At 60.5% G+C, this 26,015-nt stretch carries 30 protein-coding genes; 26 read left to right on the top strand and 4 right to left on the bottom strand.

Translation table 11 applies throughout. The features are described from left to right. The first annotated feature begins 17 nt into the window (after positions 1-17). The 16 genes from ACEN93_RS08825 (at position 18) to ACEN93_RS08750 (ending at position 15,618) form a co-directional block, all read left to right on the top strand. Positions 18-374, top strand: a complete 357-nt coding sequence (locus ACEN93_RS08825; RefSeq protein ID WP_039770657.1) for a PilZ domain-containing protein — start codon at positions 18-20, stop codon at positions 372-374. 15 nt (positions 375-389) lie between these two features. Further along, positions 390-1,175 carry a TatD family hydrolase gene (locus tag ACEN93_RS08820; RefSeq protein WP_039770654.1) on the top strand — a complete coding sequence of 262 codons (786 nt, stop codon included), beginning with the start codon at positions 390-392 and terminating at the stop codon, positions 1,173-1,175. A gap of 341 nt (positions 1,176-1,516) precedes the next feature. Further along, positions 1,517-2,155 (top strand): TetR/AcrR family transcriptional regulator, encoded by a 639-nt coding sequence (locus ACEN93_RS08815; RefSeq protein ID WP_007950805.1) that lies wholly within the window; start codon positions 1,517-1,519, stop codon positions 2,153-2,155. A 138-nt stretch (positions 2,156-2,293) separates the two neighbouring features. Further along, on the top strand, positions 2,294-3,262 hold the full coding sequence (locus ACEN93_RS08810) for a GTP 3',8-cyclase MoaA (RefSeq protein ID WP_039770652.1): 969 nt from the start codon (positions 2,294-2,296) through the stop codon (positions 3,260-3,262). A 121-nt stretch (positions 3,263-3,383) separates the two neighbouring features. Further along, positions 3,384-3,989, top strand: coding sequence for a DUF4823 domain-containing protein (locus ACEN93_RS08805; RefSeq protein ID WP_007950810.1), 606 nt, complete (start codon positions 3,384-3,386; stop codon positions 3,987-3,989). 15 nt (positions 3,990-4,004) lie between these two features. Next, the gene (locus ACEN93_RS08800) at positions 4,005-4,565 is read left to right on the top strand and encodes a DUF1285 domain-containing protein (protein WP_039770650.1); all 561 of its coding nucleotides are present in this window, start codon (positions 4,005-4,007) and stop codon (positions 4,563-4,565) included. A 102-nt stretch (positions 4,566-4,667) separates the two neighbouring features. Next, positions 4,668-5,384, top strand: coding sequence for a FadR/GntR family transcriptional regulator (locus ACEN93_RS08795; protein ID WP_007950814.1), 717 nt, complete (start codon positions 4,668-4,670; stop codon positions 5,382-5,384). Between the two features lie 25 nt (positions 5,385-5,409). Continuing rightward, a complete protein-coding gene (locus tag ACEN93_RS08790; protein ID WP_039770647.1) occupies positions 5,410-6,285 on the top strand; it encodes an SMP-30/gluconolactonase/LRE family protein in 876 nt (291 codons plus the stop codon). Positions 6,286-6,555: 270 nt separating this feature from the next. Beyond that, positions 6,556-7,374, top strand: a complete 819-nt coding sequence (locus ACEN93_RS08785; RefSeq protein ID WP_085668027.1) for an SDR family oxidoreductase — start codon at positions 6,556-6,558, stop codon at positions 7,372-7,374. A 143-nt stretch (positions 7,375-7,517) separates the two neighbouring features. Further along, the gene (locus ACEN93_RS08780) at positions 7,518-8,522 is read left to right on the top strand and encodes a substrate-binding domain-containing protein (protein WP_074688098.1); all 1,005 of its coding nucleotides are present in this window, start codon (positions 7,518-7,520) and stop codon (positions 8,520-8,522) included. A gap of 56 nt (positions 8,523-8,578) precedes the next feature. Beyond that, positions 8,579-10,123 (top strand): L-arabinose ABC transporter ATP-binding protein AraG, encoded by a 1,545-nt coding sequence (araG, locus tag ACEN93_RS08775; protein WP_108562965.1) that lies wholly within the window; start codon positions 8,579-8,581, stop codon positions 10,121-10,123. A gap of 12 nt (positions 10,124-10,135) precedes the next feature. Continuing rightward, entirely contained in the window at positions 10,136-11,104 is a 969-nt protein-coding gene (gene araH, locus ACEN93_RS08770; RefSeq protein WP_011335422.1) for an L-arabinose ABC transporter permease AraH, read from the top strand. 283 nt (positions 11,105-11,387) lie between these two features. Continuing rightward, positions 11,388-12,101, top strand: coding sequence for a GntR family transcriptional regulator (locus ACEN93_RS08765; protein ID WP_074688095.1), 714 nt, complete (start codon positions 11,388-11,390; stop codon positions 12,099-12,101). After that, the gene (locus tag ACEN93_RS08760) at positions 12,098-13,096 is read left to right on the top strand and encodes an ADP-ribosylglycohydrolase family protein (protein ID WP_074688093.1); all 999 of its coding nucleotides are present in this window, start codon (positions 12,098-12,100) and stop codon (positions 13,094-13,096) included. Before ACEN93_RS08765 ends, ACEN93_RS08760 begins: the two co-directional genes overlap by 4 nt. Positions 13,097-13,229: 133 nt before the next feature. After that, positions 13,230-14,696, top strand: a complete 1,467-nt coding sequence (locus tag ACEN93_RS08755) for a purine-cytosine permease family protein (RefSeq protein ID WP_074688091.1) — start codon at positions 13,230-13,232, stop codon at positions 14,694-14,696. After that, on the top strand, positions 14,689-15,618 hold the full coding sequence (locus tag ACEN93_RS08750; RefSeq protein WP_495611312.1) for a PfkB family carbohydrate kinase: 930 nt from the start codon (positions 14,689-14,691) through the stop codon (positions 15,616-15,618). The genes ACEN93_RS08755 and ACEN93_RS08750 overlap by 8 nt, the downstream gene beginning before the upstream one ends. A gap of 60 nt (positions 15,619-15,678) precedes the next feature. Here ACEN93_RS08750 and ACEN93_RS08745 read toward each other — a convergent pair whose 3' ends face one another. The 4 genes from ACEN93_RS08745 to ACEN93_RS08730 form a co-directional block, all read right to left on the bottom strand. Then, entirely contained in the window at positions 15,679-16,059 is a 381-nt protein-coding gene (locus ACEN93_RS08745) for a Rho termination factor N-terminal domain-containing protein (RefSeq protein ID WP_495611311.1), read from the bottom strand. 87 nt (positions 16,060-16,146) lie between these two features. After that, positions 16,147-16,401 carry a hypothetical protein gene (locus tag ACEN93_RS08740; RefSeq protein ID WP_011335416.1) on the bottom strand — a complete coding sequence of 85 codons (255 nt, stop codon included), beginning with the start codon at positions 16,399-16,401 and terminating at the stop codon, positions 16,147-16,149. A gap of 52 nt (positions 16,402-16,453) precedes the next feature. Next, positions 16,454-16,798 carry a hypothetical protein gene (locus ACEN93_RS08735; protein ID WP_039770633.1) on the bottom strand — a complete coding sequence of 115 codons (345 nt, stop codon included), beginning with the start codon at positions 16,796-16,798 and terminating at the stop codon, positions 16,454-16,456. 82 nt (positions 16,799-16,880) lie between these two features. Beyond that, complete coding sequence (locus ACEN93_RS08730) at positions 16,881-17,543, bottom strand: HD domain-containing protein (RefSeq protein WP_495611310.1); 663 nt, start codon at positions 17,541-17,543, stop codon at positions 16,881-16,883. A gap of 117 nt (positions 17,544-17,660) precedes the next feature. Between ACEN93_RS08730 and ACEN93_RS08725 the strand changes: the two genes are divergently transcribed. The 10 genes from ACEN93_RS08725 (at position 17,661) to ACEN93_RS08680 (ending at position 26,012) form a co-directional block, all read left to right on the top strand. Further along, positions 17,661-18,140, top strand: a complete 480-nt coding sequence (locus ACEN93_RS08725) for a GNAT family N-acetyltransferase (RefSeq protein WP_041475599.1) — start codon at positions 17,661-17,663, stop codon at positions 18,138-18,140. A gap of 159 nt (positions 18,141-18,299) precedes the next feature. Continuing rightward, on the top strand, positions 18,300-18,962 hold the full coding sequence (locus tag ACEN93_RS08720) for a hypothetical protein (protein WP_074688085.1): 663 nt from the start codon (positions 18,300-18,302) through the stop codon (positions 18,960-18,962). Further along, complete coding sequence (locus tag ACEN93_RS08715) at positions 18,959-19,453, top strand: PAAR domain-containing protein (RefSeq protein ID WP_074688083.1); 495 nt, start codon at positions 18,959-18,961, stop codon at positions 19,451-19,453. The genes ACEN93_RS08720 and ACEN93_RS08715 overlap by 4 nt, the downstream gene beginning before the upstream one ends. A gap of 6 nt (positions 19,454-19,459) precedes the next feature. Continuing rightward, the gene (locus ACEN93_RS08710) at positions 19,460-20,200 is read left to right on the top strand and encodes an alpha/beta hydrolase family protein (protein WP_074688081.1); all 741 of its coding nucleotides are present in this window, start codon (positions 19,460-19,462) and stop codon (positions 20,198-20,200) included. Then, positions 20,193-20,687: a hypothetical protein gene (locus ACEN93_RS08705; RefSeq protein WP_074688079.1), complete on the top strand. Its 495-nt coding sequence runs from the start codon at positions 20,193-20,195 to the stop codon at positions 20,685-20,687. The genes ACEN93_RS08710 and ACEN93_RS08705 overlap by 8 nt, the downstream gene beginning before the upstream one ends. Positions 20,688-20,835: 148 nt before the next feature. Next, positions 20,836-21,825 carry a 2-dehydro-3-deoxygalactonokinase gene (locus ACEN93_RS08700; protein WP_495611309.1) on the top strand — a complete coding sequence of 330 codons (990 nt, stop codon included), beginning with the start codon at positions 20,836-20,838 and terminating at the stop codon, positions 21,823-21,825. Between the two features lie 19 nt (positions 21,826-21,844). Next, complete coding sequence (locus ACEN93_RS08695; protein ID WP_039770628.1) at positions 21,845-22,465, top strand: 2-dehydro-3-deoxy-6-phosphogalactonate aldolase; 621 nt, start codon at positions 21,845-21,847, stop codon at positions 22,463-22,465. Positions 22,466-22,513: 48 nt separating this feature from the next. Continuing rightward, on the top strand, positions 22,514-23,662 hold the full coding sequence (gene dgoD / locus ACEN93_RS08690) for a galactonate dehydratase (protein ID WP_007950849.1): 1,149 nt from the start codon (positions 22,514-22,516) through the stop codon (positions 23,660-23,662). A gap of 175 nt (positions 23,663-23,837) precedes the next feature. After that, complete coding sequence (locus ACEN93_RS08685; RefSeq protein ID WP_495611308.1) at positions 23,838-25,148, top strand: MFS transporter; 1,311 nt, start codon at positions 23,838-23,840, stop codon at positions 25,146-25,148. Between the two features lie 60 nt (positions 25,149-25,208). Beyond that, a complete protein-coding gene (locus ACEN93_RS08680; RefSeq protein WP_039770626.1) occupies positions 25,209-26,012 on the top strand; it encodes an IclR family transcriptional regulator in 804 nt (267 codons plus the stop codon). Positions 26,013-26,015: the final 3 nt, after the last annotated feature.

The raw sequence follows: 26,015 nt of genomic DNA, 5'->3' as shown, positions 1-26,015 counted from the left end.
CAGCAGTGGAGGTCAACATGAATGAACCTGTCAGCCCGGGGCCGCGCAACGGCATCTTGTCCCTGACCATCAAGGACAAGTCGGTCCTCTACGCCGCCTACATGCCGTTCATCAAGAACGGCGGCCTGTTCATCCCGACCAACAAGAACTACAAGTTGGGCGACGAGGTGTTCATGCTGCTGAACCTGATGGACGAGGCGGAGAAGATTCCGGTGGCCGGCAAAGTCGCCTGGATCACCCCCAAAGGCGCGCAGGGCAACCGCGCGGCCGGCGTCGGCGTGCAATTCAACGATGGCGACAACACAGCCCGCAGTCGCATCGAAACTCATCTGGCCGGAGCCCTGAAATCCGACCGTCCCACTCATACGATGTAAGTTGCAGTCCTTTTTATGCTCGTAGATTCCCATTGTCACCTTGATCGCCTCGACCTCGCCGCTCACGACGGTTCCCTGGATGCCGCGCTGGATGCGGCCCGCGAACGCGGCGTCGGGCATTTCCTGTGCATCGGCGTCAGCGCCGACAACGCGGCCGACGTCAAAGCCCTGGCCGAGCGTTACGACGATGTCGATTGTTCGGTCGGCGTTCATCCGCTGGATGTGCAGCCGGGCGCGGCGCCGGCGCTGGACTGGCTGCTGCATGAGCTCAATCACCCGAAAGTGGTGGCGATCGGTGAAACCGGTCTGGACTATCACTACGAGCCGGAAGCCGCCGAGTTACAGCAGGAATCGTTCCGTCTGCACCTGCAAGCCGCGCAGCAGACCGGCAAACCGGTGATCATCCACACCCGTGGCGCCCGTGCCGACACGCTCGAGTTGTTGCGCGAAGCCGCGTTGCCCCAGGCCGGTGTGCTGCATTGCTTCACCGAAGACTGGGACATGGCCAAGGCAGCGCTGGACATGGGTTATTACATTTCCCTGTCGGGCATCGTCACCTTCCGCAATGCCGATGCGTTGCGCGATGTAGCGAGCAAGGTTCCGGTCGATCGCCTGCTGGTGGAAACCGATTCACCGTACCTGGCGCCGATCCCGTATCGCGGCAAGCCGAACCTGCCGCAATACGTGCGGGAAGTGGCAGAGTTTCTGGCGATGCTGCGCGGCGAGAACTACGAGCGTTTTGCCGAGCAGACTACCGAGAACTTCAAGCGACTGTTTCCAATGGCGAATGTAAAAGCCTGAATCGCAGGCAAAAAAAACCCGGGTTCTGGGGGGTGAATCCGGGTTAAGACCATTAGGAGTAAAACAAAGGCACGCGGTCCCTTGGTACCTTTACCGGCGCGACACTTGGGGGAGATGTCGCCCGACAGTTCAAGTATTGATCAGTCTGGCGCCGAGTCCAGTTGGCTGGCCGGGGTTTTTAAACAAATTTGGAATACGTTCGCTTCGGTTATGTTCTCATTCCCCTCGAAACGTTCGTGAAATGAACAAGAAACACAGATATGGTCGGATGATCCGTGCATTTTTGCGCAAGTTAGGCATAATACGCGGCTTCGAATTTTGACCCCTACAGACCTTTTCTTATGCACAAAGAACCTCGTAAGGTCCGTGAGTTTCGTCGCCGCGAGCAAGAAATTCTCGATACCGCGCTCAAGCTGTTCCTCGAACAAGGTGAAGACAGTGTCACCGTCGAGATGATTGCTGATGCCGTGGGTATCGGCAAAGGCACGATCTACAAGCACTTCAAGTCCAAGGCCGAAATCTATCTGCGCCTGATGCTCGATTACGAGCGCGACTTGAACGAGCTGTTGCACTCGGCCGATGTCGACAAGGACAAGGAAGCGCTGTCCCGTGCCTACTTTGAATTCCGCATGCGCGACCCGCAGCGCTATCGCCTGTTCGATCGCCTGGAAGAGAAGGTGGTCAAGGGCAATCAGGTGCCCGAGATGGTCGAGGAGTTGCACAAGATCCGTGCCTCGAACTTCGAACGCCTGACGCTGCTCATCAAGGGCCGCATCAGCGAAGGCAAGCTCGAAGACGTGCCGCCGTACTTCCACTACTGCGCATCCTGGGCGCTGGTGCACGGCGCGGTGGCGCTGTATCACTCGCCGTTCTGGAGCAATGTGCTGGAAGATCAGGAAGGTTTCTTCCAGTTCCTGATGGATATCGGCGTGCGTATGGGCAACAAGCGCAAGCGCGACCCTGAAACGCCAAGCAGCTGAATCATTCAGTTGCCTTATGCGCCGTGTTTTTAGCTACATGGCGCAGTACCGCAGGAATATACTCAGGCATAGGGCTTGCTAAAACTTGAATTGTGAGTCAAGTTTTAGCCGCTCGATTTTCCATCGCCGGAGTGCTTCATGATCGTTGACCGTCAAGGCAGGCGTTTTCGCAATTTGCGGATCAGTCTGACTTCAGCCTGCAATTACGCCTGTACCTACTGCGTGCCCAACGGCAAGCGGCTGGTGGCTGCGCAGGATGAACTGTCGGCCGAGGCCATGGCACGTGGCGTGGCCTATCTGATCGAAGCCGCGGGCATCGAGCGTCTGCGCATCACCGGCGGCGAGCCGCTGGTCAGCCCCAAACTCGAATCTTTCATGAGCGCCGTCGGCAGGATGGGCCTGGAAGACATCAGCCTGACCACCAACGGCCAGCTCCTGGCGAAAAAACTTCCGCTGCTGGTCGATGCCGGCCTGCGGCGCATCAACGTTTCCCTCGATACCCTGGACGCCGGCGCGTTCCGCAGCATCGCCCGTGGCGGCGATCTGGCCACCGTGCTGGACGGCATGGATCAGGCGGCAGCGGCGGGGATGAAGATCAAGGTCAACATGGTGCCGTTACGCGGGCAGAACCTCGACCAGGTGCTGCCGCTGCTCGATTACTGCCTTGAACGCGGCTTTGAGCTGCGCTTCATCGAGCTGATGCGCATGGGCCACCTGGCCACTGATTCCAACGCCTTTCTGCAGCAGTTCGTCAGTCTGCAACAGCTGCTGAGCCTGATCGGCGAACATTACGAGTACGCGCAAACCGACGCTCCGGTGGATGCCACGGCAGTTCGCTATGCGATTCCCGGTCTGGGCAATTTCGGCGTGATCGCCAACGAAAGCGTGCCGTTCTGCCGAACCTGTTCGCGCCTGCGCCTGTCGTCCACCGGATGGCTGCATGGCTGCCTGTCGTCGAGCAACCGCCACTACGTCGGAGACCTGCTCGACAAACCACGTCATGAGGCGCTGCCGGCGTTGCAGCGACTGCTGGTCAAGGCGCTGGGCGACAAGCAGGAGGTCGCGTTCTCCGGCGGCGCGACCGTCATGAAGATCATCGGCGGCTAAGCATCCCGCCACAAAAAGTCCTGTTTCAAAGCGGATACCTGCACATTTCCAAGGACTGGCGCAAAAGCTGCATCCTACGGCCATTCGCCGGTTTTCCGTCACCGGCTTCTGGAGGATTAGGATGCGTAGCCTGGTTTTGCTGCTGGCCGTTTTGGCGCTGGGCGGCTGTATGACTGTCAGTGACATGGCCGAAGGGACTCGCTACCAGATGAGCGACGCGGGCTTGCTGGATCATAGCGACAGCCGTCGCGTAAACAATTTCCGCATTCAGCCGGATTCGTTCATCTACATCGCGCAAGGCTCGTTCGCGCCGCCGGGTGGTTCTTACCCGCGTCCCAACGTCGTCGCCGAAGAGGCCTTCAAGGGTTTCGTCGAATATTTCCCGATGGTCCGCCGCGCACGCGCGCCGGAAGGCCTCGACCAGGCAATGGGCGAAGCGCGCGACGCCGGTGCCCACTACCTGCTGTACACCCGTTTCGCCAAGGCCGACGACCGCATCGGCAACTCCGATGAATGGCTGGATCAGGAAGCTGTGGATCGTCTCGGTATCGACGGTGGCGTGATTCAGATCATGTTGATCGAGACCAGCACCCAGTATTTGATTGATACTGCACGGATCAAGAGTCGTGGCGGTTTACTGACGTTCCACGACAACAAGCCCGAAGACCTGATCGGCCCACCGCTTGCGCAGTACGCGCGCAGCCTGCTGGGCGTCGGGGACCAGTAATTCAAGGAGTACGCCATGAGTGGCCCGCAAAAAGCCAATGACCTGCTGGGGCAAATCCCCAAAACCAAAGGCTTGCCGCCGGTGCACTTGTGGAACCCGGATTTCTGCGGCGACATCGACATGCGCATCGCCCGCGACGGCACCTGGTACTACTTGGGTACGCCGATCGGGCGCAAGCCGATGGTCAAGCTGTTCTCCACCATCATCCGCCGCGATGGCGATGACTATTTCCTGATTACCCCGGTTGAGAAGGTCGGGATCAAAGTGGATGACGCGCCATTCGTGGCGATTGCCGTCGAGGTGGAAGGCGAGGGTGAAACGCAAGTGCTGCGCTTTACCACCAACGTCGATGAAACAACGGAAGCCGGCCTGGAGCATCCGATCCGGGTCGAGATCGATCCAGCGACGCAGGAACCTGCGCCTTACGTGCATGTACGCACCAATCTCGAAGCGCTGATCCATCGCAATGTTTTCTACCAATTGGTCGAGATGGCAGTCAGCCGTGAAATCGATGGTCAGCGCTGGCTGGGCGTCTGGAGCGGCGGCGAGTTCTTCCGCATCGGCCTCGAACCTTAAAAAAACCGCAGTCTGTGAAAGCAGGCTGCGGTTTTTTGTCGTTGACTCTCAATCATATGATGATTAGCGTAGGCACCCACAGCGAATGGCTTCGGGGTGTCCATGTCGAGCAGTTTTCACGCATCAACGGTTGACTGGCTGGGCGCCTGGATTGCTGCCGGCCAGGTGAAACCGGGGCAGGCGATCAAGGTCGAGGCCGATCTGGGCGAGCAGCTCGGGGTCAGCCGCACCGTGATCCGCGAAGCCATCAAGACCCTGGTCGCCAAAGGCATGCTCGAAGTCGGGCCGAAAGTCGGCACGCGGGTGCTGCCGATCAAGCGCTGGAACCTGTTCGATCCGCAAGTCGTGGGCTGGCTGTCGCGCAGCGGCCTGCCGGAAAACTTCGTCGATGACCTGCTCGACCTGCGCCGCACCATCGAACCGATGGCGGTGCGCTGGGCCTGCGAGCGGGCGACCGTTGAACAGGTGCAAGCCGTGCAGCAGGCCTACAACGCGCTGGAACGGGCGGTCGACAGCGGCATCGATTACAACCGCGCCGACCAGTTCTTCCACGAATGCATTCTCGCCGCCAGCCACAATCAATTCATCGAGCAAATGGTGCCGGCCCTCGGTGCGCTGCTCGCCGTGTCCTTCGAAGTCTCGGCGGCTGATCCCGACGAATTGCGCCGCACACTGCCCATTCACAAAGACATGGCCGACGCCATTGCCGCCCGGGATGCCGCGCGCGGGGTGTGGGCCTGCATGACCCTGATCGACAATGCCGACCTGGCCATCAAGCGGTTTTACCCGCAGGTGATGGCCGACAAGAAAGCCAGCTGACAAAAACAACAAGACAGGAGGTTGCATGACGTGGACTGCGGTGACAGAACATCGGGCGCAACTGGGTGAAGGCCCGTTCTGGGACGCGCCAACCCAGGCGCTGTACTGGGTGGACATCGCCGGCAGGCAGGCGCTGCGGCTGATCGGGCAGAACGTGCAGATCTGGCAGATGCCGGAGCACGTCTCGGCGTTCATTCCCTGCGCCAGCGGCGACGCGCTGGTGACCCTGAGCAGCGGCGTCTACCGGCTCGATCTGGATTCCCCCGGACTTGAGCCGCGACTGACGCTGTTCTGCGTCGCCGACCCGCAACCGGGCAACCGCGCCAACGAGGCACGTTGCGACGGCCAGGGCCGCTTGTGGCTCGGCACCATGCAAAACAACATCGGCGAGCAGGGCGAGGATCTGCCGATCACCCGTCGTTCCGGCGGTCTGTTCCGGATTGATCCGGATAAGAGGGTCACGCCATTGCTGCGCGGCCTGGGCATTCCCAACACGCTGCTCTGGAGCGACGACGGCACCACGCTGCTGTTCGGCGACAGCCTCGACAGCACCTTGTACCGCTATTTTATTCACACCGACGGCAACCTCGACACCGCCCAGCCCTGGTACAGCGCCGATCAGAACGGCGGCCCGGACGGTTCGGCGATGGACGCCGAAGGCTGCGTGTGGAACGCCCGCTGGGACGGCAGCTGCCTGCTGCGCCTGACGCCGGATGGCCAGATTGACCGCAAGATCGACCTGCCGATCAGTCGTCCGACCAGTTGCGTATTCGGCGGCGCCGACCTGAAAACCCTGTACATCACCAGCGCCAAAAGTCCGCTGAATCATCCGCTGGACGGCGCCGTACTGTCACTGCAAGTGGATGTCGCCGGAAAGCTCTGTACGCGATTCGCCAGTTAAATCCCAAAATATGGGATGCAAAATTATATATTGAGATTATTTGGCGGTCGGGTTTATAGTCGGCTCCAGCAGTAACACGCACTCACACTTAAAAAGAACAAAACAGGTGAAGTGATGCAGCGAATTTTCATCGCACTCCACAGCGGAGTCAGCGCTTCGGGCCGTTTCGGTACCGCGGCGTGCGCGCGCCTGTTTTGTTCCATAAGCCTTCCAGACCGGACATCGTCAGATGCCCGGTTTTTTTATGCTTTCGAACAGGAGTCCTGATTCATGGCTGAACCTCTGTCCCTGCCACCGGTGCCCGAGCCACCAAAAGGCGAGCGTCTGAAAAACAAGGTTGTGTTGCTGACCGGCGCCGCCCAAGGCATCGGCGAAGCAATCGTCGCGACCTTCGCCTCGCAGCAGGCCAAACTGGTGATCAGCGATATCCAGGCCGAAAAGGTCGAGAAAGTCGCCGCCCACTGGCGCGAGCAGGGCGCCGATGTACAAGCGATCAAGGCCGATGTATCGCGTCAGCAGGATCTGCATGCCATGGCCAAACTGGCCATCGAGCTGCACGGTCGCATCGATGTGCTGGTGAATTGCGCCGGGGTCAACGTATTCCGTGATCCGCTGGAAATGACCGAAGAAGACTGGAAACGCTGCTTCGCCATCGACCTCGACGGCGCCTGGTATGGCTGCAAGGCCGTGCTGCCGCAGATGATCGAACAGGGTGTCGGCAGCATCATCAACATCGCCTCGACCCATTCGACGAACATCATTCCCGGCTGCTTCCCGTACCCGGTGGCCAAGCATGGCCTGCTCGGCCTGACCCGCGCGCTGGGCATCGAGTACGCGCCGAAGGGTATTCGGGTCAACGCGATTGCGCCGGGCTACATCGAAACCCAGCTCAACGTCGATTACTGGAACGGCTTCGCCGACCCACACGCCGAACGCCAGCGCGCCTTCGATCTGCACCCACCGAAACGCATCGGCCAACCGATTGAAGTGGCGATGACTGCTGTATTCCTGGCCAGTGATGAAGCGCCGTTCATCAACGCCTCGTGCATCACCATCGATGGTGGTCGCTCGGTGATGTACCACGACTGAAAATCAGGATTTCAGGTGGAAAGGTCCGCCTGAAATTCAATCATCATACGATATGACTATTGTCGTCATGATTCGCAGGAAACGCTTCGACCGCTTTAACGTTTTTCAAATAACGCTCAAGAAAAATAACAAGGAGTCTGCTTATGAAACGTCGTTTCGGGATTCGTACCCTGTGCAGTACCGCGCTGGCGGTTACTGCGTTCAGCCTGAGCAGTTCGCTGCTGGCCGCCGAAGCCGTGAAGATCGGTTTTCTGGTCAAACAAGCCGAAGAGCCATGGTTCCAGACTGAATGGGCCTTCGCCGAGAAAGCTGCCAAGGACAAAGGCTTCGAACTGATCAAGATCGCCGTGCCGGACGGCGAGAAAACCCTTTCTGCCATCGATAGCCTCGCGGCCAACGGCGCCAAGGGCTTCGTCATCTGCCCGCCGGACGTATCGCTCGGCCCGGCGATCATGGCCAAGGCCAAGCTCAATGACCTGAAAGTGATCGCCGTCGACGACCGCTTCGTCGATGCCAATGGCAAATTCATGGAAGACGTGCCGTACCTCGGCATGGCTGCCTTCGAAGTCGGCCAGAAGCAGGGCGCCGCCATGGCCGCCGAGGCGAAAAAGCGTAACTGGGACTGGAAAGACACCTACGCGGTGGTCAACACCTACAACGAACTCGACACCGGCAAGAAGCGCACCGACGGCTCGATGAAGGCGCTGGAAGATGCGGGCATGCCGAAAGATCACATTCTGACTGCCGCTCTGAAAACCCTCGACGTACCGGGCAGCATGGACGCCACCAACTCGGCGCTGGTCAAGCTGCCGGGCGCGGCGAAGAACCTGATCATCGGCGGCATGAACGACAACACCGTGCTCGGCGGCGTGCGCGCCACCGAAGCCGCCGGGTTTGCCGCGACCAACGTGATCGGTATCGGCATCAACGGCACCGACGCCATCGGCGAACTGAAAAAGCCCAACAGTGGCTTCTACGGTTCGATGCTGCCGAGCCCGCACATCGAAGGCTACAAGACCGCCGAGATGATGTACGAGTGGGTCACCACCGGCAAGGAACCGCCGAAGTACACCGCGATGGACGACGTCACCCTGATCACCCGCGACAACTTCAAGCAGGAGCTGGAGAAGATCGGCCTGTGGAACTGACGGCAGCGGCGGCCCGGGCAGCCGGGCCGCTTGAACGGTGTGATGAGGTGGCTTAAATGCACGCGCAAGTACAGACACAAGAACACAGCGCCAGCGGCAGCCTGCGTTTCAACGGGATCGGCAAGACCTTCCCGGGCGTGAAGGCGCTGGACGGCATCAGTTTCGTCGCTCACCCCGGACAGGTTCACGCCTTGATGGGCGAGAACGGCGCCGGCAAATCGACCCTGCTGAAAATCCTCGGCGGCGCCTACATTCCGAGCAGCGGCGAGCTGCAGATCGGCGAGCGGACGATGGCGTTCAAGTCCACCGCCGACAGCATCGGCAGCGGCGTGGCGGTGATTCACCAGGAGTTGCATCTGGTGCCGGAAATGACCGTGGCCGAGAACCTGTTCCTCGGTCACCTGCCGGCCAGCTTCGGCCTGATCAATCGCGGCGCGCTGCGCCAGCAGGCATTGGCATGCCTCAAAGGCCTGGCCGATGAAATCGACCCGCAGACCAAGGTCGGACGCCTGTCCCTCGGTCAGCGGCAACTGGTGGAAATCGCCAAGGCGCTGTCCCGTGGCGCCCATGTGATTGCTTTTGACGAACCGACCAGCAGCCTCTCGGCGCGGGAAATCGACCGCTTGATGGCGATCATCGGTCGGCTGCGCGACGAGGGCAAAGTGGTGCTCTACGTCTCCCACCGCATGGAAGAAGTGTTCCGCATCTGCGACGCGGTGACGGTGTTCAAGGATGGTCGCTACGTGCGCACCTTCGACGACATGAGCCAGCTGACCCACGATCAACTGGTGACCTGCATGGTCGGGCGCGACATTCAGGACATCTACGATTATCGCGGTCGCCCGCGCGGTGCCGTGGCGCTGAGAGTCGATGGCTTGCTCGGCCCGGGCCTGCGTGAGCCGATCAGTTTCGATGCGCACAAAGGCGAGATTCTGGGCCTGTTCGGACTGGTCGGGGCCGGGCGCACCGAGCTGTTCCGGCTGCTCAGCGGTCTGGAGCGCAACACCGCCGGACGCCTGGAATTGCGCGGCCATGAACTGAAACTGCGTTCGCCCCGCGATGCGATTGCTGCCGGGATTCTGTTGTGCCCGGAAGACCGCAAGAAGGAAGGCATCATCCCGCTCGCCAGCGTCGCCGAGAACATCAACATCAGTGCGCGCGGTGCGCATTCCGGGCTCGGCTGCCTGCTGCGCGGGATCTGGGAAAAGGGCAACGCCGAGAAACAGATCAAGGCCCTGAAAGTGAAAACGCCCCATGCCGGGCAACAGATCAAGTTCCTGTCCGGCGGCAATCAGCAGAAAGCCATTCTCGGTCGCTGGCTGTCGATGCCGATGAAAGTGCTGCTGCTCGACGAGCCGACCCGGGGCATCGACATCGGTGCCAAGGCCGAGATCTACCAGATCATCCATAACCTGGCCGCCGACGGTATTTCGGTGATCGTGGTGTCCAGCGATCTGATGGAAGTGATGGGCATTTCCGACCGCATTCTGGTGCTGTGCGAGGGCGCCCTGCGTGGCGAAGTCAGCCGCGACCAGGCCAACGAATCCAACCTGCTGCAACTGGCTTTGCCGCGCCACCGCGCTGACGGCGTGGCGAACTGAGAGGTGACTATGATGACAACCCAAAACGAAACCCTGCCGACCGAGCGCAAACCTCTGGATATGCGGCGCTTCCTCGATGACTGGGTGATGCTGCTGGCGGCGGTGGGCATTTTTGTCGCCTGCACCCTGCTGATCGACAACTTCCTTTCGCCGCTGAACATGCGTGGCCTGGGTCTGGCGATCTCCACTACCGGGATCGCAGCGTGCACCATGTTGTATTGCCTGGCGTCGGGGCATTTCGACTTGTCGGTGGGTTCGGTGATTGCCTGCGCCGGGGTGGTTGCGGCGGTGGTCATGCGCGACACCAACAGCGTGTTTCTCGGTGTCAGCGCGGCGCTGGTGATGGGCCTGATCGTCGGCTTGATCAACGGCATCGTGATCGCCAAGTTGCGGGTCAACGCGTTGATCACGACGCTGGCGACCATGCAGATCGTCCGTGGCCTGGCTTACATCTTTGCCAACGGCAAAGCGGTGGGCGTCTCGCAGGAGTCGTTTTTCGTCTTTGGTAATGGTCAGTTGTTCGGCGTACCGGTGCCGATCCTGATCACCATCGTCTGCTTCCTGTTTTTCGGCTGGCTGCTGAATTACACGACCTACGGGCGCAACACCATGGCCATCGGCGGCAACCAGGAAGCGGCGCTGCTGGCGGGGGTGAATGTTGACCGGACGAAGATCATCATCTTCGCGGTGCACGGGGTTATTGGTGCGTTGGCGGGGGTGATTCTGGCTTCGCGGATGACTTCAGGGCAGCCGATGATCGGGCAGGGGTTTGAGCTGACGGTGATTTCGGCTTGCGTACTGGGCGGGGTGTCGCTGAGTGGCGGGATCGGGATGATCCGGCATGTGATTGCCGGGGTTTTGATTCTGGCGATTATCGAGAATGCGATGAATCTGAAGAATATCGACACGTTTTATCAGTATGTGATTCGTGGGTCGATTTTGTTGTTGGCTGTTGTCATTGACCGTCTGAAACAGCGCTGAGATCAAAAGCTCCCTCACCCCCCGCCCTCTCCCGGAGGGAGAGGGAGCTGACCGAGGTGTCTTGCGCTCTACATTGACCTGAAGAATTCAGTCGATTATGGATTCAGCGAGCGGGCTCAGGTCGGCGTATCTCCCAAATATCCCCCATTCAGTTCCCTCTCCCTCCGGGAGAGGGCTAGGCGGGCGGCGTTCCGATGAGGGCGCTCTTGATCTTCCCGCCTTCCGTCACCCCACCCAAAATTTCCCTTGCCCGTCTCAACCCGTTTCGGTTATCACTTTGTACATGATTAGACAGGTACGATTTGACAAGAAACAACGGGTGGTCGACGAGCTCGTCCGACGCATCGAAAGCGGCCTCATGGAGGACGGCTTTCTGTTGCCCGGCGAGCATCAGTTGGCTCAGGAATTCAACGTCAGCCGTGGCACGTTGCGCGAAGCGCTGGCCGAACTGAAACGGCGCAAATACATCGCTACGCAAAGCGGAGTCGGTTCCATCGTCACGTTTGACGGGGTAGTGCTCGACCAGCGCAGCGGCTGGGCCCAGGCCCTGGCTGACAGCGGGGCGATGATCAATACCGACGTGCTGCGTCTGGAGGCCGTGACCCGTGCGGATCTGCTTGCACGTTTCGGCTCCGATCAATTCATTCTTCTCGAACGTCGCCGCCGTTCCAACGATGGCACGGCGGTGTCCCTTGAACGCTCTCTGATGCCCGCCAGCGGAGGCCTGGAAAGCCTGCCGCGGGTCGGCCTGATCGACAACTCCCTGACCATCACCCTGGCCGCCTACGGTTACATCGGCGAGCGCGGCGATCAGTGGATCGGTGCCGAACCGCTCAAAGCCTTGGACGCCGAACTGCTCGGCCGTCCGGAGGGCACGGTGTTCCTCAAGGCATTGCGCACCACCTACGACCGGCAAAACCGTTTCATGGAACAGGTCGAAAGCCTGCTCGACCCGGTGCATTTCCGTCTGCACCTGCAATTTGGAGAATCGAAATGACCGCCCTCGACCGTGCCTTGGGCGCGTTTTATGGCCTGGCCCTGGGCGACGCGCTGGGCATGCCGACCCAATCCCTGAATCGCGAAACCATCAAGCAGCGCTTCGGCCAGATCACCGATCTGCAAGACGCCGGCCCCTTGCAGCCGATTGCCGCGAACATGCCCAAGGGCTCGATCACCGATGACACCGAACAGGCGATTCTGGTCGGCGAGTTACTGGTCGCAGGCAAGGGCCGGATCGAACCGGCGGTGCTCGCGCAACGGCTGATCGAATGGGAAGCCGAGATGCAGGCCAAGGGTTCGCAGGACTTGCTCGGCCCGTCGACCAAGCGTGCGATTGAAATGATTCTCGCCGGCCACTCGCCGGAAGAGGCCGGGCGCTACGGCACCACCAACGGCGCCGCGATGCGCATCACCCCGGTGGGCATCGCGGCGGATGTCGCCGACCCCGGGCGCTTCATTGCGGCGGTGGTGCAGGCCTGTCAGGTCACTCACAACACCACGCTGGGGATTTCCAGCGCGGCGGCGGTGGCGGCGGTGGTCTCGGCCGGCATCAACGGTCTGGATCTGGGTGAGGCGCTGAACCTCGGCCAGCAAATCGCCCAGCAAGCGGAGTCTCACGGGCACTGGGTGGCCGGCGGGCGCATCGCCTCGCGGATCAGTTGGGCGCGCAGCATCAGTGTCGAGAGCGACCCGGTGTTGCTCGCGGATCTGCTGTACGACGTGATCGGCACCTCGGTGGCCTCGCAGGAGTCGGTAGTGGTGTCATTCGCCCTCGCGCAGCAAGTCGCGGTCGGTGAAATGACGCCGTTCGATGCGCTGTGCATGGCCGCGAGCCTGGGTGGCGACACCGACACCATCGCCGCGATTCTCGGCGCCATGCTCGGGGCCTGCCTGGGCCTGCAGAGCTGGCCGGCGCCGATGATCGAGACGGTGAAGGCCGTCAATGGTCTGGAGCTGGAACCGTTGGTGACAGGGCTGTTGGCCTTGCGCTGATTGGACTGACGCCATCGCAAACCCTGAATATTCACCCGCAATGGATCGCGCAGACAGGCCCAGGAAGGGCGGGATGTCTTTTCGTTCTGCGTCATTGCCACAATCACAATAAAGGCAAACAGGAGCATTTCTCATGAGTTCATCGACCGCCGGACAAAGCGCCGGGCAACTGGAAACCCGGGGCATCGAACCGGTGCCGGAAGGTGAGTGCAACGGCCATCCGCTGCAACTGTTCTGGGTCTGGTTTGCTGCCAACATTTCCATCCTCGGCCTGCCGCTGGGCGCCACGCTGGTTGCGTTTCGCGGCCTGGCGATCTGGCAGGCAATCATCGTCGCCATTCTCGGCGCTGCCGGTTCGTTCGCGGTGGTGGGGATCATCTCGATTGCTGGCCGTCGCGGTCGTGCGCCGAGTCTGACTTTGTCGCGGGCAATCTTCGGTGTACGCGGCAATATCGGCCCGACGCTGGTGTCGCTGATGTCGCGCCTGGGCTGGGAAACCGTCAACACCACCACGGCGGCGTTTGTGCTGCTGTCGTTGTGCTCGATCCTGTTCGGCTCGCCGGTGGAAGCCAAAAGCGCGCCGGTGCTGACCCTGATCTTCATCGCGATTTTCGTGCTGCTGACCTTGTCGGTATCCGGCCTCGGCCACGCCACGTTGCTGGTGATCCAGAAGTGGGCCACCTACGTGTTCGGCGCGCTGAACATTCTGGTCGGCGGCTTCCTCTGCGCGACCATCGACTGGAGCGCGGTGTTCAACGCCACGCCGGCGCCGATCAGCGCGATGATCATCGGCATCGGCACCATGGCCGCCGGCACCGGGATCGGCTGGGCGAATGCCGGCGCCGACATGTCGCGCTATCAGCATCGCAGCGTCAAAGCCGTGCGTCTGGTGGCTTCGGCGGCGTTCGGCGCGGGAATTCCGCTGGTGCTGCTGATCACCCTCGGCGGCCTGCTCTCGGTGGGCAACAACGACCTGGCATCGGCGACTGATCCGATCGTGGCGATCCGCGACATGCTGCCGACCTGGATGGCCGTGCCGTACCTGATCACTGCATTCGGTGGCCTGCTGCTGTCGAACAACCTGTCGGTGTACTCCGCCGGTCTGACCACGCTGACCCTCGGCCTGAAGGTCAAGCGCGTATACGCGGTGGTGGTCGACATCGTGGCGATCTTCGCCGGTTCGATCTACTTCATGCTGATCGCCGACAGTTTCTACGGCCCGTTCATTACCTTCATTTCCCTGCTGGCAGTGCCGATCACTGCGTGGGTCGGGATCTTCGTGGTCGACCTGATTCACCGTCACTACTACAGCCCGAAAGACCTGCTCGACGTCAGCCCGAGCAGCGCCTACTGGTACAGCGGCGGCATCGAGTGGCGCGCATTCGGCGCGTGGGCGATCGCCATCGTGCTGGGCTTCAGTTTCACCACCATCGGCACCACGGCTGAAAATGTCTGGTTCAAGGGTTTCCTGTCCGACTCCTGGCTGGGCCACAACGGCCTCGGTTGGATCGTGACGTTCGTGGTCGCCGGCGGCATTTACTTTGTACTCGGCGGGGCAAGAGATCGCCGCGCTGCGCAATCCGAGAATGCTCATGCCTAAGATGTTGCACACCGGCCAGGTCATCATCGACCTGGTCATGGCCGTGGAGGCGCTGCCGCAAATCGGCGGTGACGTGCTGGCGCAGTCCGCCAGTTTCGAAGCCGGCGGCGGCTTCAATGTGATGGCTGCCGCCGCGCGCAACGGCTTGCCGGTGGTCTATCTGGGTCGCCACGGTAATGGACGTTTCGGCGATCTGGCGCGGCAGGCGATGAATGCCGAAGGCATCCGCATCGGCCTCGATCAACCTGCAGAGCGTGACACCGGGATCTGCGTGGCGCTGACCGATGCGTCGGCGGAACGCAGCTTCATTTCCTACATCGGCGCCGAAGGTGAAGTCACGGCGGCGGAACTGAACAGCGTTGCCGCCGAGGCGGGGGACTACGTCTACGTCAGCGGCTACAGCCTGCTGCACAGCGGCAAGGCCCAGGCGTTGCTGGACTGGACGCTGGCGCTGCCGAAGACAATCAATGTGGTGTTCGATCCGGGCCCGCTGGTGGAATCGCCGGACTCACCGATGATGCAGGCGTTGCTGCCGCGCATCGATGTGTGGACCAGCAACAGCGTCGAGGCGCTGCGTTTCACGGGCGCGGCTGACATCGAAACCGCGTTGGACCGCTTGGCCGTGCACCTGCCACAGAAAGTGCTGATGGTCGTGCGCGACGGTCCGCAGGGTTGCTGGATTCATCAGCGCGGTGAACGTCAGCATGTGCCGGGTTTCAAGGTGCAGGCAGTGGACAGCAACGGCGCGGGCGATGCGCATGCCGGCGTATTCGTCGCCGGGCTGGCGCAAGGACTGGCCGCTCACGAAGCCGCAAGGCGCGCCAACGCTGCGGCTGCGTTAGCGGTCACTCGCTGGGGCCCGGCGACCGCTCCTGGCACTGCGGAGGTTGATGTGCTGATCAGCAAAAAATGCACTGACTGAACGATCGCAATCGCTGGCTTGCCAGCGATAAGGCCTTCAGCCGTTACATCCAGTCTGGACCTAGCCGGCTCTGCGCAACGCCGCAATCAACTCATCTTTACGCATCGACGAACGCCCGGGGATTTTCCGCTCCCGGGCCTCCTTGCGCAGGCTGTCGACCGTCTGTACTTCGCGTGAAGCCTTGCTGTCGCGCGAATGTCCATCACGACTCACAGCCGCGCGCCGCGCTGATTCCTTGCGATCCTCGGCCTTGGTACTGGCCGGTTTCCGACGCCCGGAACCTCCGGCCTTCTCGCCGCCGCCGGACTGTTTGTTCACAGTCGCCCAGGCGCGGGCTTCAGCTTCGTCCTTGGACATCCCTTTGTTCTGATAGCTGTCTTCGATGTGTTCGGCTTTGCGCTTCTGTTCTTCAGTGTATTTGGCTTTGCTTCCACGAGGCATGGCGAGTCTCCTGGTGGTTGGATGAATCTCTGCATGTCTGGCGCAGGCGGCGCATTCAACCACTGCCTGCGCCAGTGACCGCAAGCGTCAGGTATCGAGCTTACGGGCCGCTTCCACACCCGCAGCGCTGAGCTTGATCGGCAGATTCAGCGAATGCTCTCCGGCTTCATTGCAAGTGATGTGTCCGTGGTGAATCAGTCCACGCTCCTGCAGGGCGGCGAGGGCACTGGCCACGACTTTCTCGCCGCGATAATTGTCCAGCACCTCTTTGCCGAGGCCGCTCGGGTGGGCATGCAACAGGCGGGTGAGGACTTCTTTTTCCAGGTTTTTATCTACGTTCATGGTTACCTCTTCAGGGAAGTGGATAAGACACGTTGCGTGGATGAAGCACGGATCACTGTCCTGCGCCTTCAGAGCCCGAACCACCCGTGGTGGTTTTCGAGCCGACGCCGGGACCGGCGTTGTCGGGGGCGGCCGGAGCGTCGGGGGTGTTCATGCCGCCCTGGCGTCCGGGATCGCTGCCCTGGGTGCGAGGATCGGTTCCCGTGGCGGGTGGCTGATTGATCAGCGGTACACCCGAACCGTCGGTATTCATACCGGGGGCACTGTTGATGGCGGGAGCTCTTGGCTGGGTAACCGGATCGGTCGGCCCGGTACCGGCAGCGGTAGTCGAGGCGGCGAATACCGCCGGGCTGAGGAGGGTAGCGAATACGAGCGCAGTCAACCTTGACGAGATCATAGAGTGTCTCCAGTGATTGAAATCCTTACCTCCTTTTGGTCTGTCCTCGTGAAAGATTGGTGCCTGATGATCGACGAACGGTTCAGAAGGGCTGAGTGCTTTCGAGGCCGATCTCTTCCTTGAATTGCTCCATGAAACCTTTCAGGCGTTGATGACGGAGCTGTGCCAGACGTTGGCCGGCAACGGTCTGGAATCCGTCGGCGAGGTGCAGCAGTTTGGTCTGGAAATGGTCGAGGCAGAATCGCTTGTCGTCGTAGTCCCTTTCCCGGGCCTCGGGATCTTGCGGGTCGTACAGCGCGCTGCCCATGCGTCCGGCGGTGTAAAAGGTGCGGGCGACGCCGAGCATGCCGAGGGAGTCGAGACGGTCGGCGTCCTGCACCAGTTGCGCTTCGAGGGTGAGCGGGGCGATGTTGGCGGAAAAGCTGTGGGCCTCGATGGCGTGGGTGACAGCGTCGATTTTGGCTTCGGGCCAATGCATGTTCGCCAGCACCTTCGAGGCTTTTTCCGCGGCCAGACGCGATGCCTGTGAGCGCAGCGGCGAGTTCTTTTCCACCGCCACACAATCGTGCAGCAGCACGGCCGCGAGCAGCACTTCAAGGTCGCCGCCTTCGTCGGCCTGCAAGGTGCGCGCGTTGTGCCAGACCCGTTGCAGATGCGACAGATCATGAGCGCCGTCTTCCGACGGTTCCAGTGCGTGGGGCAGCAGTTCGGCGGCGAGTGAGGCCAGTGGTTCGAATGCGTTCATGAAAATCCTTCAGACCAGTCAGAAATCCCTGTGGGAGGGTAGTGTTTGCTTTGCCATGTGACGAGCGCCGCGCGCCGCCTTAGTATGGCGTTTTCCTTTTTCCGACAAGGCCCGTCCATGACGATCGAAATCCGCCCGGCGACCCCCAGCGATGCACCGCAAATCCTCGCGTTCATCACCGAATTGGCAGACTTCGAAAAGGCCCGTCACGAAGTCATCGCCAGCGTCGCCGACATCGAGCGCAGCCTGTTCAGCGAAGGCGCCACGGCCCATGGCCTGATTTGCCTGCGCGACGGCTTGCCAATCGGTTTTGCGGTGTTCTTCTTCAGCTATTCGACCTGGCTGGGCAGCAACTGCCTGTACCTCGAAGACCTCTACATCACCCCGGAACAACGGGGCGGTGGCGCCGGCAAAACCCTGCTGCGCCACCTCGCGAAAATCGCCTGCGCCAACGACTGCGGCCGCTTCGAATGGAGCGTGCTGGACTGGAACACCCCGGCCATCGAATTCTACAAATCCCTCGGCGCCCAGCCGCAGGAAGAGTGGGTGCGTTACCGCATGGATGGCAAGGTGTTGCGCGAGTTTGCCGAGGGCTGAACAAATAGTGGCAATCTGATTGCTGATTCGATTGTCCAAACCGCTCTGGTCCGGCATTCTACGCGCCATTTTTGCGCGCTCACGGACGACACCTGCAATGCCTCTGGCACTCTTTCTCCACGCCCGTGGAGCCTTCGCTGCGTCAACGAGTGACCGGCGATGAGCGGACTACGGGCGTCGATCCGCCTGTATGGCCTGATCAAAAACCTCGGCTCAAGCGACAACCCGAACCGCCAACCGGTGGACATCCTCTGCACCGTCAACCGCTTGGGGGGCACAGCCATCCGTGCGTTTGTCTCGCGCCTCGATGCCGAGCTGATGACACGCAGTGCGGGCTACGAAAACTACCGGGTGATACCGCTGCGCACGTTCGATCCGAACGGATTCATCGATGCCCATCAAGGCTGGCTGACCCTGCACGTATGCTGCGGTTTTGTCGCGCCTGCGGGGCAATCGATTTTCCACCAAGGCGTGCTGTCGCCGATGGGCTGGTATGTCTACTCGGAAACCGGCCGCTGGACAGCCGAGCGCTATCTGGATTTCGGCCCGCAAATGGCCGAGCTGCTGCAAACCACCTACGACCAGCATCGACTGACCGGCTACAACACCTGGCTCAACCAACTCGATGACGCCACAACTGCCGAGTTGAACTGGTTTGCCGACGAAGCCTGGCAACAACTGCAAACCCTCACCCCCCCGAACAGCCGCGAGCATTGTCACGCGCTGTTTGATTCGGTCGACAACCGCTGGCGTTTCGCCGCGACCGACGTCGACCTCTATCAGCCTCATCCGAAACCTCTGAAGCAAGGAGCTTTGAATTGAGTGGTAAACCCGCTGCACGCGTCACCGACCCAACCGCCTGCCCACTGCCGGGCCACGGCAACAACCCGATCGTCTCTGGTTCGCCGGACGTGTTCTTCGACGGACTCCCCGCTGCGCGCATGACCGATAAATCGGCGTGCGGCAGCCCGATTACCGGCGGTGTTTCCGCCACGGTCTTCATCAACGGCCTGAATGCGGCGATGCTCGACAGCACCGGTGGACATGGCAATGTCGTGGTCGGTGGGTCGGGGACGGTGATTATTGGCCAGAGCGGGGGAGGGGCTGCGTTTAGTGGGTTGCTGCCGATGCCGGTGCATTTCAATGATCGGATGCAGGTGATTAACGAAATTACTGGTGAGCCTATGCCAAATCACCCTTACGCGATTCAACGCGCTGATGGGAGCGTGGAGCACGGCGTAACCAATGACGCGGGCTTCACCCATACGGTGAGTTCGCATTTGCCTGAGTCGATCAAGCTGTTCGTGGAGTAGGAATATATGACCGCTGAAAATCCTGCTCTGAAAGGGTGTAAAAGACTGGTCGTGACCCACGATCTGACCTGCAAAACGGACGGAACAGTCAAGCAGGCCACGATCACTCCCAAAAAGATTGTTCTGTTTTTTGTGGGTGGTGCGGGTGATAAAGAAAGTTATTACGGCACAGGCCCCAATAATAACGTTGCTGACGTCATGAAAGTGTTTTTCAGGGATATGGAGGCTGAGGGTATTTGTTCTGATAATTATGACGCCCACCATATTGGTTATAACTATTTTATTAGTGATGATGATCTGAAAAAGAATGTGTTGGAGAAAATTACTGATGTGACCACGCCTGTATATATCATTGGGCATAGCTTGGGCGGATGGAATGGTGCGCACCTGTCAGCTGTATTGACTGATAAGGGGTATCGAATTCCGTGTCTGGTTACACTCGATCCGGTTGGCGAAGGAAAAATCGTGTGGGGGGTTTCTAACATCTACCGTCAAGAGCCGAAGCCGAAGGCGGAATATTGGGTTAACGTCAGAGCCGATGCCAAAGACTGGAATTTTTCCGATCTCGTAGCCGATTTTGGAGAGCAATGGGATATGAAAAATGGGCCCAATATGAACGGTCGAGTGAATGTGAATCACGCCGATGCCTGGGTTATCTACACATCAGCCCTGCAAAGTGGGATATCGGCCAGAGACGCTTTGATGCAGGTTGTTGTTACTCATTTTAAAGGACGGAAATGTGCGTAATATAATTTTATGCATGGCTTTCTTGCTTTGCACTTCCTGTGCGATGAATCATGATAAGCCCATTGCTCATTTACAATACGTTGGTGTTGAACGTTATTTGGATAGGGGCATTTATCAGGTGCGTTTCTCGTCCGATGTTGATGTTGTCAATCTTTTCAAATCAAGAATAAGCCAGACGCTGCTGTGCTCTTTTGAGGGCGATTTTGATTTTTCGGCACCTCACTCTGCGGGTAGATATGGAGAGGGTTTTATCGAGCCTGAAATTTCAAGTGCCGGGCCGGTATTCAGAGCGGATGTTTTATTTTTCGAAAGAAAAAACGATACCAGTGAAAAAATCATTGCGGGTGAGGCATTGAGGTCTTTATTAGTGGGCCGAGAGTCTATTGTCTGTAAGGTCAGAATTAATTCCTACTCCTATAAAATATATTTGTCGGAGGACATGAAGGTTCCAACGGCAGATCTATTAAGAGAGATCGATAAATTTTAAACGGGCTGCGATTGCTGCTCAGCGAGCTGTCCGATTTTTTAGGAATTCGAATCCCAAAATATGGGATGCAAAATTACATATTGAGATTTCCAGCCTGAGAGGTCTATAGTCCAGCTCACTCACTGCCAATAACAAAACAGGTGAAGCGATGCTGGCGCAATTGATCGCGCTCGATTGGGGGACGACCTCACTACGTGCTTACAAACTCGCGGCGGGCGGGCAGGTGCTGGCGCAGCGTTCGCTGTCGTTCGGGATCATGCAGTTGCCGAAGACGCCACGGGTCATCAACGGTCGCGAATGCGCCGAGGGTTTTGAACTGGCGTTCGACGAGGCGTGCGGCGACTGGCTCGACGTGCAACCCGGCTTGCCGGTGATTGCCTGCGGCATGGTTGGCAGCGCCCAGGGCTGGCGCGAAGCGTCCTACCGCGATACGCCGGCCAACGTCGCCGATCTCGGAAAATCCCTGCAAACCGTACGCAGTCTTCGCGGTGTCGATGTGCACATCGTGCCGGGTGTGATTCAGCGCTCGACGCTGCCGAACGTGATGCGCGGCGAGGAAACCCAAGTCCTCGGCGTCCTGCAGAATCTGCCGGTCGAGGCGGGCAATGATCTGCTGATCGGCCTGCCCGGCAGTCATTCGAAATGGGTGGAAGTGGCCGATGGCTGCATCACCCGCTTCGACACCTTCATGACCGGCGAAGTGTTCGCCGTGCTCAGCGAGCACAGCATTCTCGGCCGTACCCAACAGCACAGCGCGACGTTCGACGCCGATGCCTTCGAGCGCGGCGTGCAGGTGGCGTTATCGGCGGAGGGCGAGATCGGCGTGCTGTCGACCCTGTTCAGCGCCCGGAGCCTGGGCCTGACCGGTGAACTCGGCGCCACCGCGCAACCGGACTATCTGTCCGGCCTGCTGATCGGCCACGAGCTGACAGCATTGGCCGCCGTGCAACGACGCCGGCGCAACAGCAAACATCTTCCTTCGATCATCCTCATCGGCAACGCGCAGTTGTGCGCCCGTTACAGCCGGGCCCTCGACGCCTGCGGTTTCGCCCGGGTGACCCTGGCCGAGCAAGCCACCGAGCGTGGTCTGTGGCAACTGGCGCTCGCCGCCGGACTGATCGATTCCTCATCCCGTTAACCCTGACTGGAGGCCTGACATGCTCAAGCAAGCACTGGCGCAAAACGGTCTGATCGCGATCCTGCGCGGCCTGCATCCGCAGGAAGCCGCATCTGTCGGAGAAGTCCTGTACGCGGCCGGATTTCGCGTCATCGAAGTACCGCTCAATTCCCCCGCGCCGTACGAAAGCATTCGTATCCTGCGTAAGACCTTGCCTGCCGATTGCCTGATCGGTGCCGGCACGGTGCTGACCCCGGAACAGGTCGAACGGGTGAAAGAGGCCGGCGGCCAGGTGATCGTCATGCCCCACAGCGATGCCAAGGTGCTGCGGGCCGCGAAAGCGGCGGGGCTGTACCTGTCGCCGGGCGTCGCCACGCCGACCGAAGCCTTTGCGGCGCTGGAGGAGGGGGCGGACATTCTCAAGCTGTTCCCGGCCGAACAGATGGGCCCGGCAGTGGTGAAAGCCTGGCTGGCGGTGTTGCCGGTCGGGACGATTCTGGCCCCGGTCGGCGGCATTACCCCGGAGAACATGCAGGCATTCATCGACGCTGGCGTCAAAGGCTTCGGCCTCGGGTCTGGGCTGTTCAAGCCGGGCATGACGACTGAGCAAGTGGCGGCCAATGCCAAGGCCTACGTGGCGGCCTGGAAAGCCCTTCGCTAAGACTTTTCCGGCGCTGCGTGCGCTGCATCTAACAAGAGAGACAAGCAGATGAAAATCACCAAACTCACCACCTTCATCGTCCCGCCGCGCTGGTGCTTCCTGAAAGTCGAAACCGACGAGGGCGTGACCGGTTGGGGCGAGCCCGTGGTCGAGGGCCGGGCCCACACGGTTGCTGCAGCGGTCGAGGAATTGTCCGACTACCTGATCGGCAAAGACCCACGCAATATCGAAGACATCTGGACCGTGCTGTACCGCGGCGGCTTCTACCGGGGCGGCGCGATCCACATGAGCGCACTGGCCGGCATCGATCAGGCGCTGTGGGATATCAAGGGTAAGGCGCTGGGCGTGTCGGTCAGCGACCTGCTCGGTGGTCAGGTGCGGGACAAGATCCGCGTGTATTCGTGGATCGGCGGCGACCGTCCGGCGGACACGGCGCGGGCCGCGAAAGAGGCGGTGGGCCGTGGTTTTACAGCGGTGAAAATGAACGGCACCGAGGAGCTGCAATTTCTCGATACCTTCGAAAAAGTCGATCTGGCGCTGGCCAACGTTGCCGCCGTGCGCGATGCGGTAGGGCCGAACGTCGGCATCGGTGTCGACTTCCATGGCCGGGTGCACAAACCGATGGCCAAGGTCCTGATGAAGGAACTCGACCCGTACAAACTGATGTTCATCGAAGAGCCGGTGCTCAGCGAAAACTATGAAGCGCTGAAGGAACTGGCTCCGCTGACCAGCACCCCGATTGCCCTCGGCGAGCGGCTGTTTTCGCGGTGGGACTTTAAACGTGTGTTGAGCGAAGGTTACGTCGACATCATCCAGCCGGATGCGTCCCACGCCGGTGGCATCACCGAGACTCGCAAAATCGCCAACATGGCCGAAGCCTACGACGTGGCGCTGGCACTGCACTGCCCGCTGGGGCCGATTGCACTGGCGGCGTGTCTGCAACTGGACGCCGCTTGTTACAACGCGTTTATCCAGGAGCAGAGCCTGGGCATCCATTACAACGAGAGCAATGACCTGCTCGACTATGTGAAGGATCCACGGGTGTTCGATTACGACAAAGGCTTCGTGAAGATCCCCAACGGCCCGGGCCTGGGGATCGAGATCAACGAGGAATACGTGATCGAACGCGCGGCGGTCGGCCACCGCTGGCGCAACCCGATCTGGCGTCATGCCGATGGCAGTTTTGCCGAGTGGTGAGTCGCTGATTTCCTTCTAAGCGATCGTTCCCACGCTCCGCGTGGGAATGCCTCAATGGACGCTCTGCGTCCGCTCTTGGGACGCAGAGCGTCCCGGGCTGCGTTCCCACGCGGAGCGTGGGAACGATCTCGCCAACAACCCTCGACCTCAATAAACATAAGAAGAGGCGCTCCCCATGCAACCGCAAACCCTCACCGGGCAAGCGACGTTAGTCACGCCCAGCCGCAAGCGATTTTTCATCATGGTGTTGCTGTTCATCACCGTGGTCATCAACTACCTCGACCGCAGCAACCTGTCGATTGCCGCCCCTGCACTGACGACGGATCTGGGCATCGATCCGGTGCACGTCGGGCTGATCTTCTCGGCGTTCGGCTGGACCTACGCCGCCATGCAGATCCCCGGCGGCTGGCTGGTGGACCGGGTGCCGCCGCGCATCCTTTATAGCGTCGCACTGTTGCTGTGGTCGCTGGCCACGGTGATGCTCGGTTTCGCCGCCAGTTTCATCGCGCTGTTCGTGCTGCGCATGGCGGTCGGTGCGCTGGAAGCGCCGGCGTACCCGATCAACAGCCGCGTGGTGACGACCTGGTTCCCCGAGCGTGAGCGGGCCACGGCCATCGGGTTCTACACCTCCGGGCAGTTTGTCGGGCTGGCGTTCCTGACCCCGGTGCTGGCGTGGCTGCAACATGAATTCGGCTGGCACATGGTATTTGTCGCGACCGGCGCGGTGGGCATCATCTGGGCGGCGATCTGGTACGCGGTGTATCGCGAACCGCGTGATTTCAAAGGCGCCAACGAAGCGGAAATCGACCTGATCCGCGAGGGCGGCGGGTTGGTGGACATCGCCGCCGAAACCGCCGAGGTGAAGGCGAAATTCAGCTGGACCGATCTCGGCATTGTCCTCAGCAAACGCAAGCTGTGGGGGATCTACCTCGGCCAGTTCTGCCTGAACTCGACGCTGTGGTTTTTCCTGACGTGGTTCCCGACCTACCTGGTGAAATACCGCGGCATGGACTTCATCAAGTCCGGTCTGCTGGCGTCGCTGCCGTTTCTCGCCGCGTTCATCGGCGTGCTGTGTTCCGGGTTCTTTTCCGACTTCCTGATCCGTCGCGGCTGCACCGTCGGGTTTGCGCGCAAGTTGCCAATCATTGGCGGGTTGCTGATTTCCACCTCGATCATCGGTGCCAACTTCGTCGAATCGACACCATTGGTGATTGCCTTCCTGGCGCTGGCGTTTTTCGGCAACGGATTGGCGTCGATTACCTGGTCGCTGGTCTCGACACTGGCGCCGGCGCGATTGCTGGGTTTGACCGGCGGGGTGTTCAACTTCATCGGCAACCTGTCGGCGATTGCCACGCCGATTGTCATCGGCTTCCTCGCCAGCGGTGATTCGTTCGCCCCGGCGATCACCTACATCGCGGTTCTGGCATTGATCGGTGCTTTGTCCTACGTGCTGCTGGTAGGCAAGGTCGAGCGCATCAAGTTGTAGTCGGCTATGTCGGGCGACCATAATGCCGCCCGTTCCCTCGCTCAACGCTAAAGGCTGGATATGCAGGAAGACGCCCCAAAAACCGCCAAGGACGCCGCGCCGACCGGCACCCAGACCCTGCTTCGCGGGTTGGGTGTGGTGCAGGCCGTCGCCAGTGGCGCCCGTGATCTCAAAGAGATTGCCCGCCTGATCGGTACCACGCGCAGCACCACCCATCGTCTGGCCAGTTGTCTGGTGGATGAGCGCTACCTGCGCGTCGTGCCGCAAGTCGGTTATCTGCTGGGGCCGAAGTTGATCGAACTGGGTTTTCAGGCGCGTGAAGAATTGCCGCTGGTGACCCTGGCCGGGCCGTATCTGGACGAGTTGTCGGCGCTGACCGGCGACACCGTTCACCTGGGGATTCGCGAAGGCGACGAGGTGCTGTACCTGTTGAAGAATCCGGGGCGCAACGGTCCGGAAATGCGTTCGCGGGTCGGCCATCGCATGCCGTTGGCGCGGACCGGGATCGGCAAAGCCTTGATGCTGGATGACGCGCCGCAGGACTGGCAGCGCCTGTACGACATCAGCCTGCCGGCGGGTGGGAAAAGTCAGTTCTGGCCGCAGCATCCCCAGCAGTCGTGGGAGCAGATGGAGCAGCGGATGACCGAGTACGTGGCCGGCGGCTACGCGTTCGATCTGGAAGACAACGAACCGTCGATCCGCTGCGTGGCGGCGCCGATCCGCGACGCGAGCAAGCGCATCGTCGCAGCGATCAGCATCGCCAGCACCGTGCCGTACATGCCGCTGGAAAAAATGGCCGAGCTGATTCCCCTGATCAAAGGGGTCACGGCCCGGCTCTCGGCAGAACTTGGCTTGAAGGTCTGAGGA

This window comes from Pseudomonas sp. Pseusp21 (assembly GCF_059492145.1).
The sequence above is the reverse complement of the archived record's forward strand: the minus strand, read 5'-3'. Positions and strand labels throughout refer to the sequence as shown.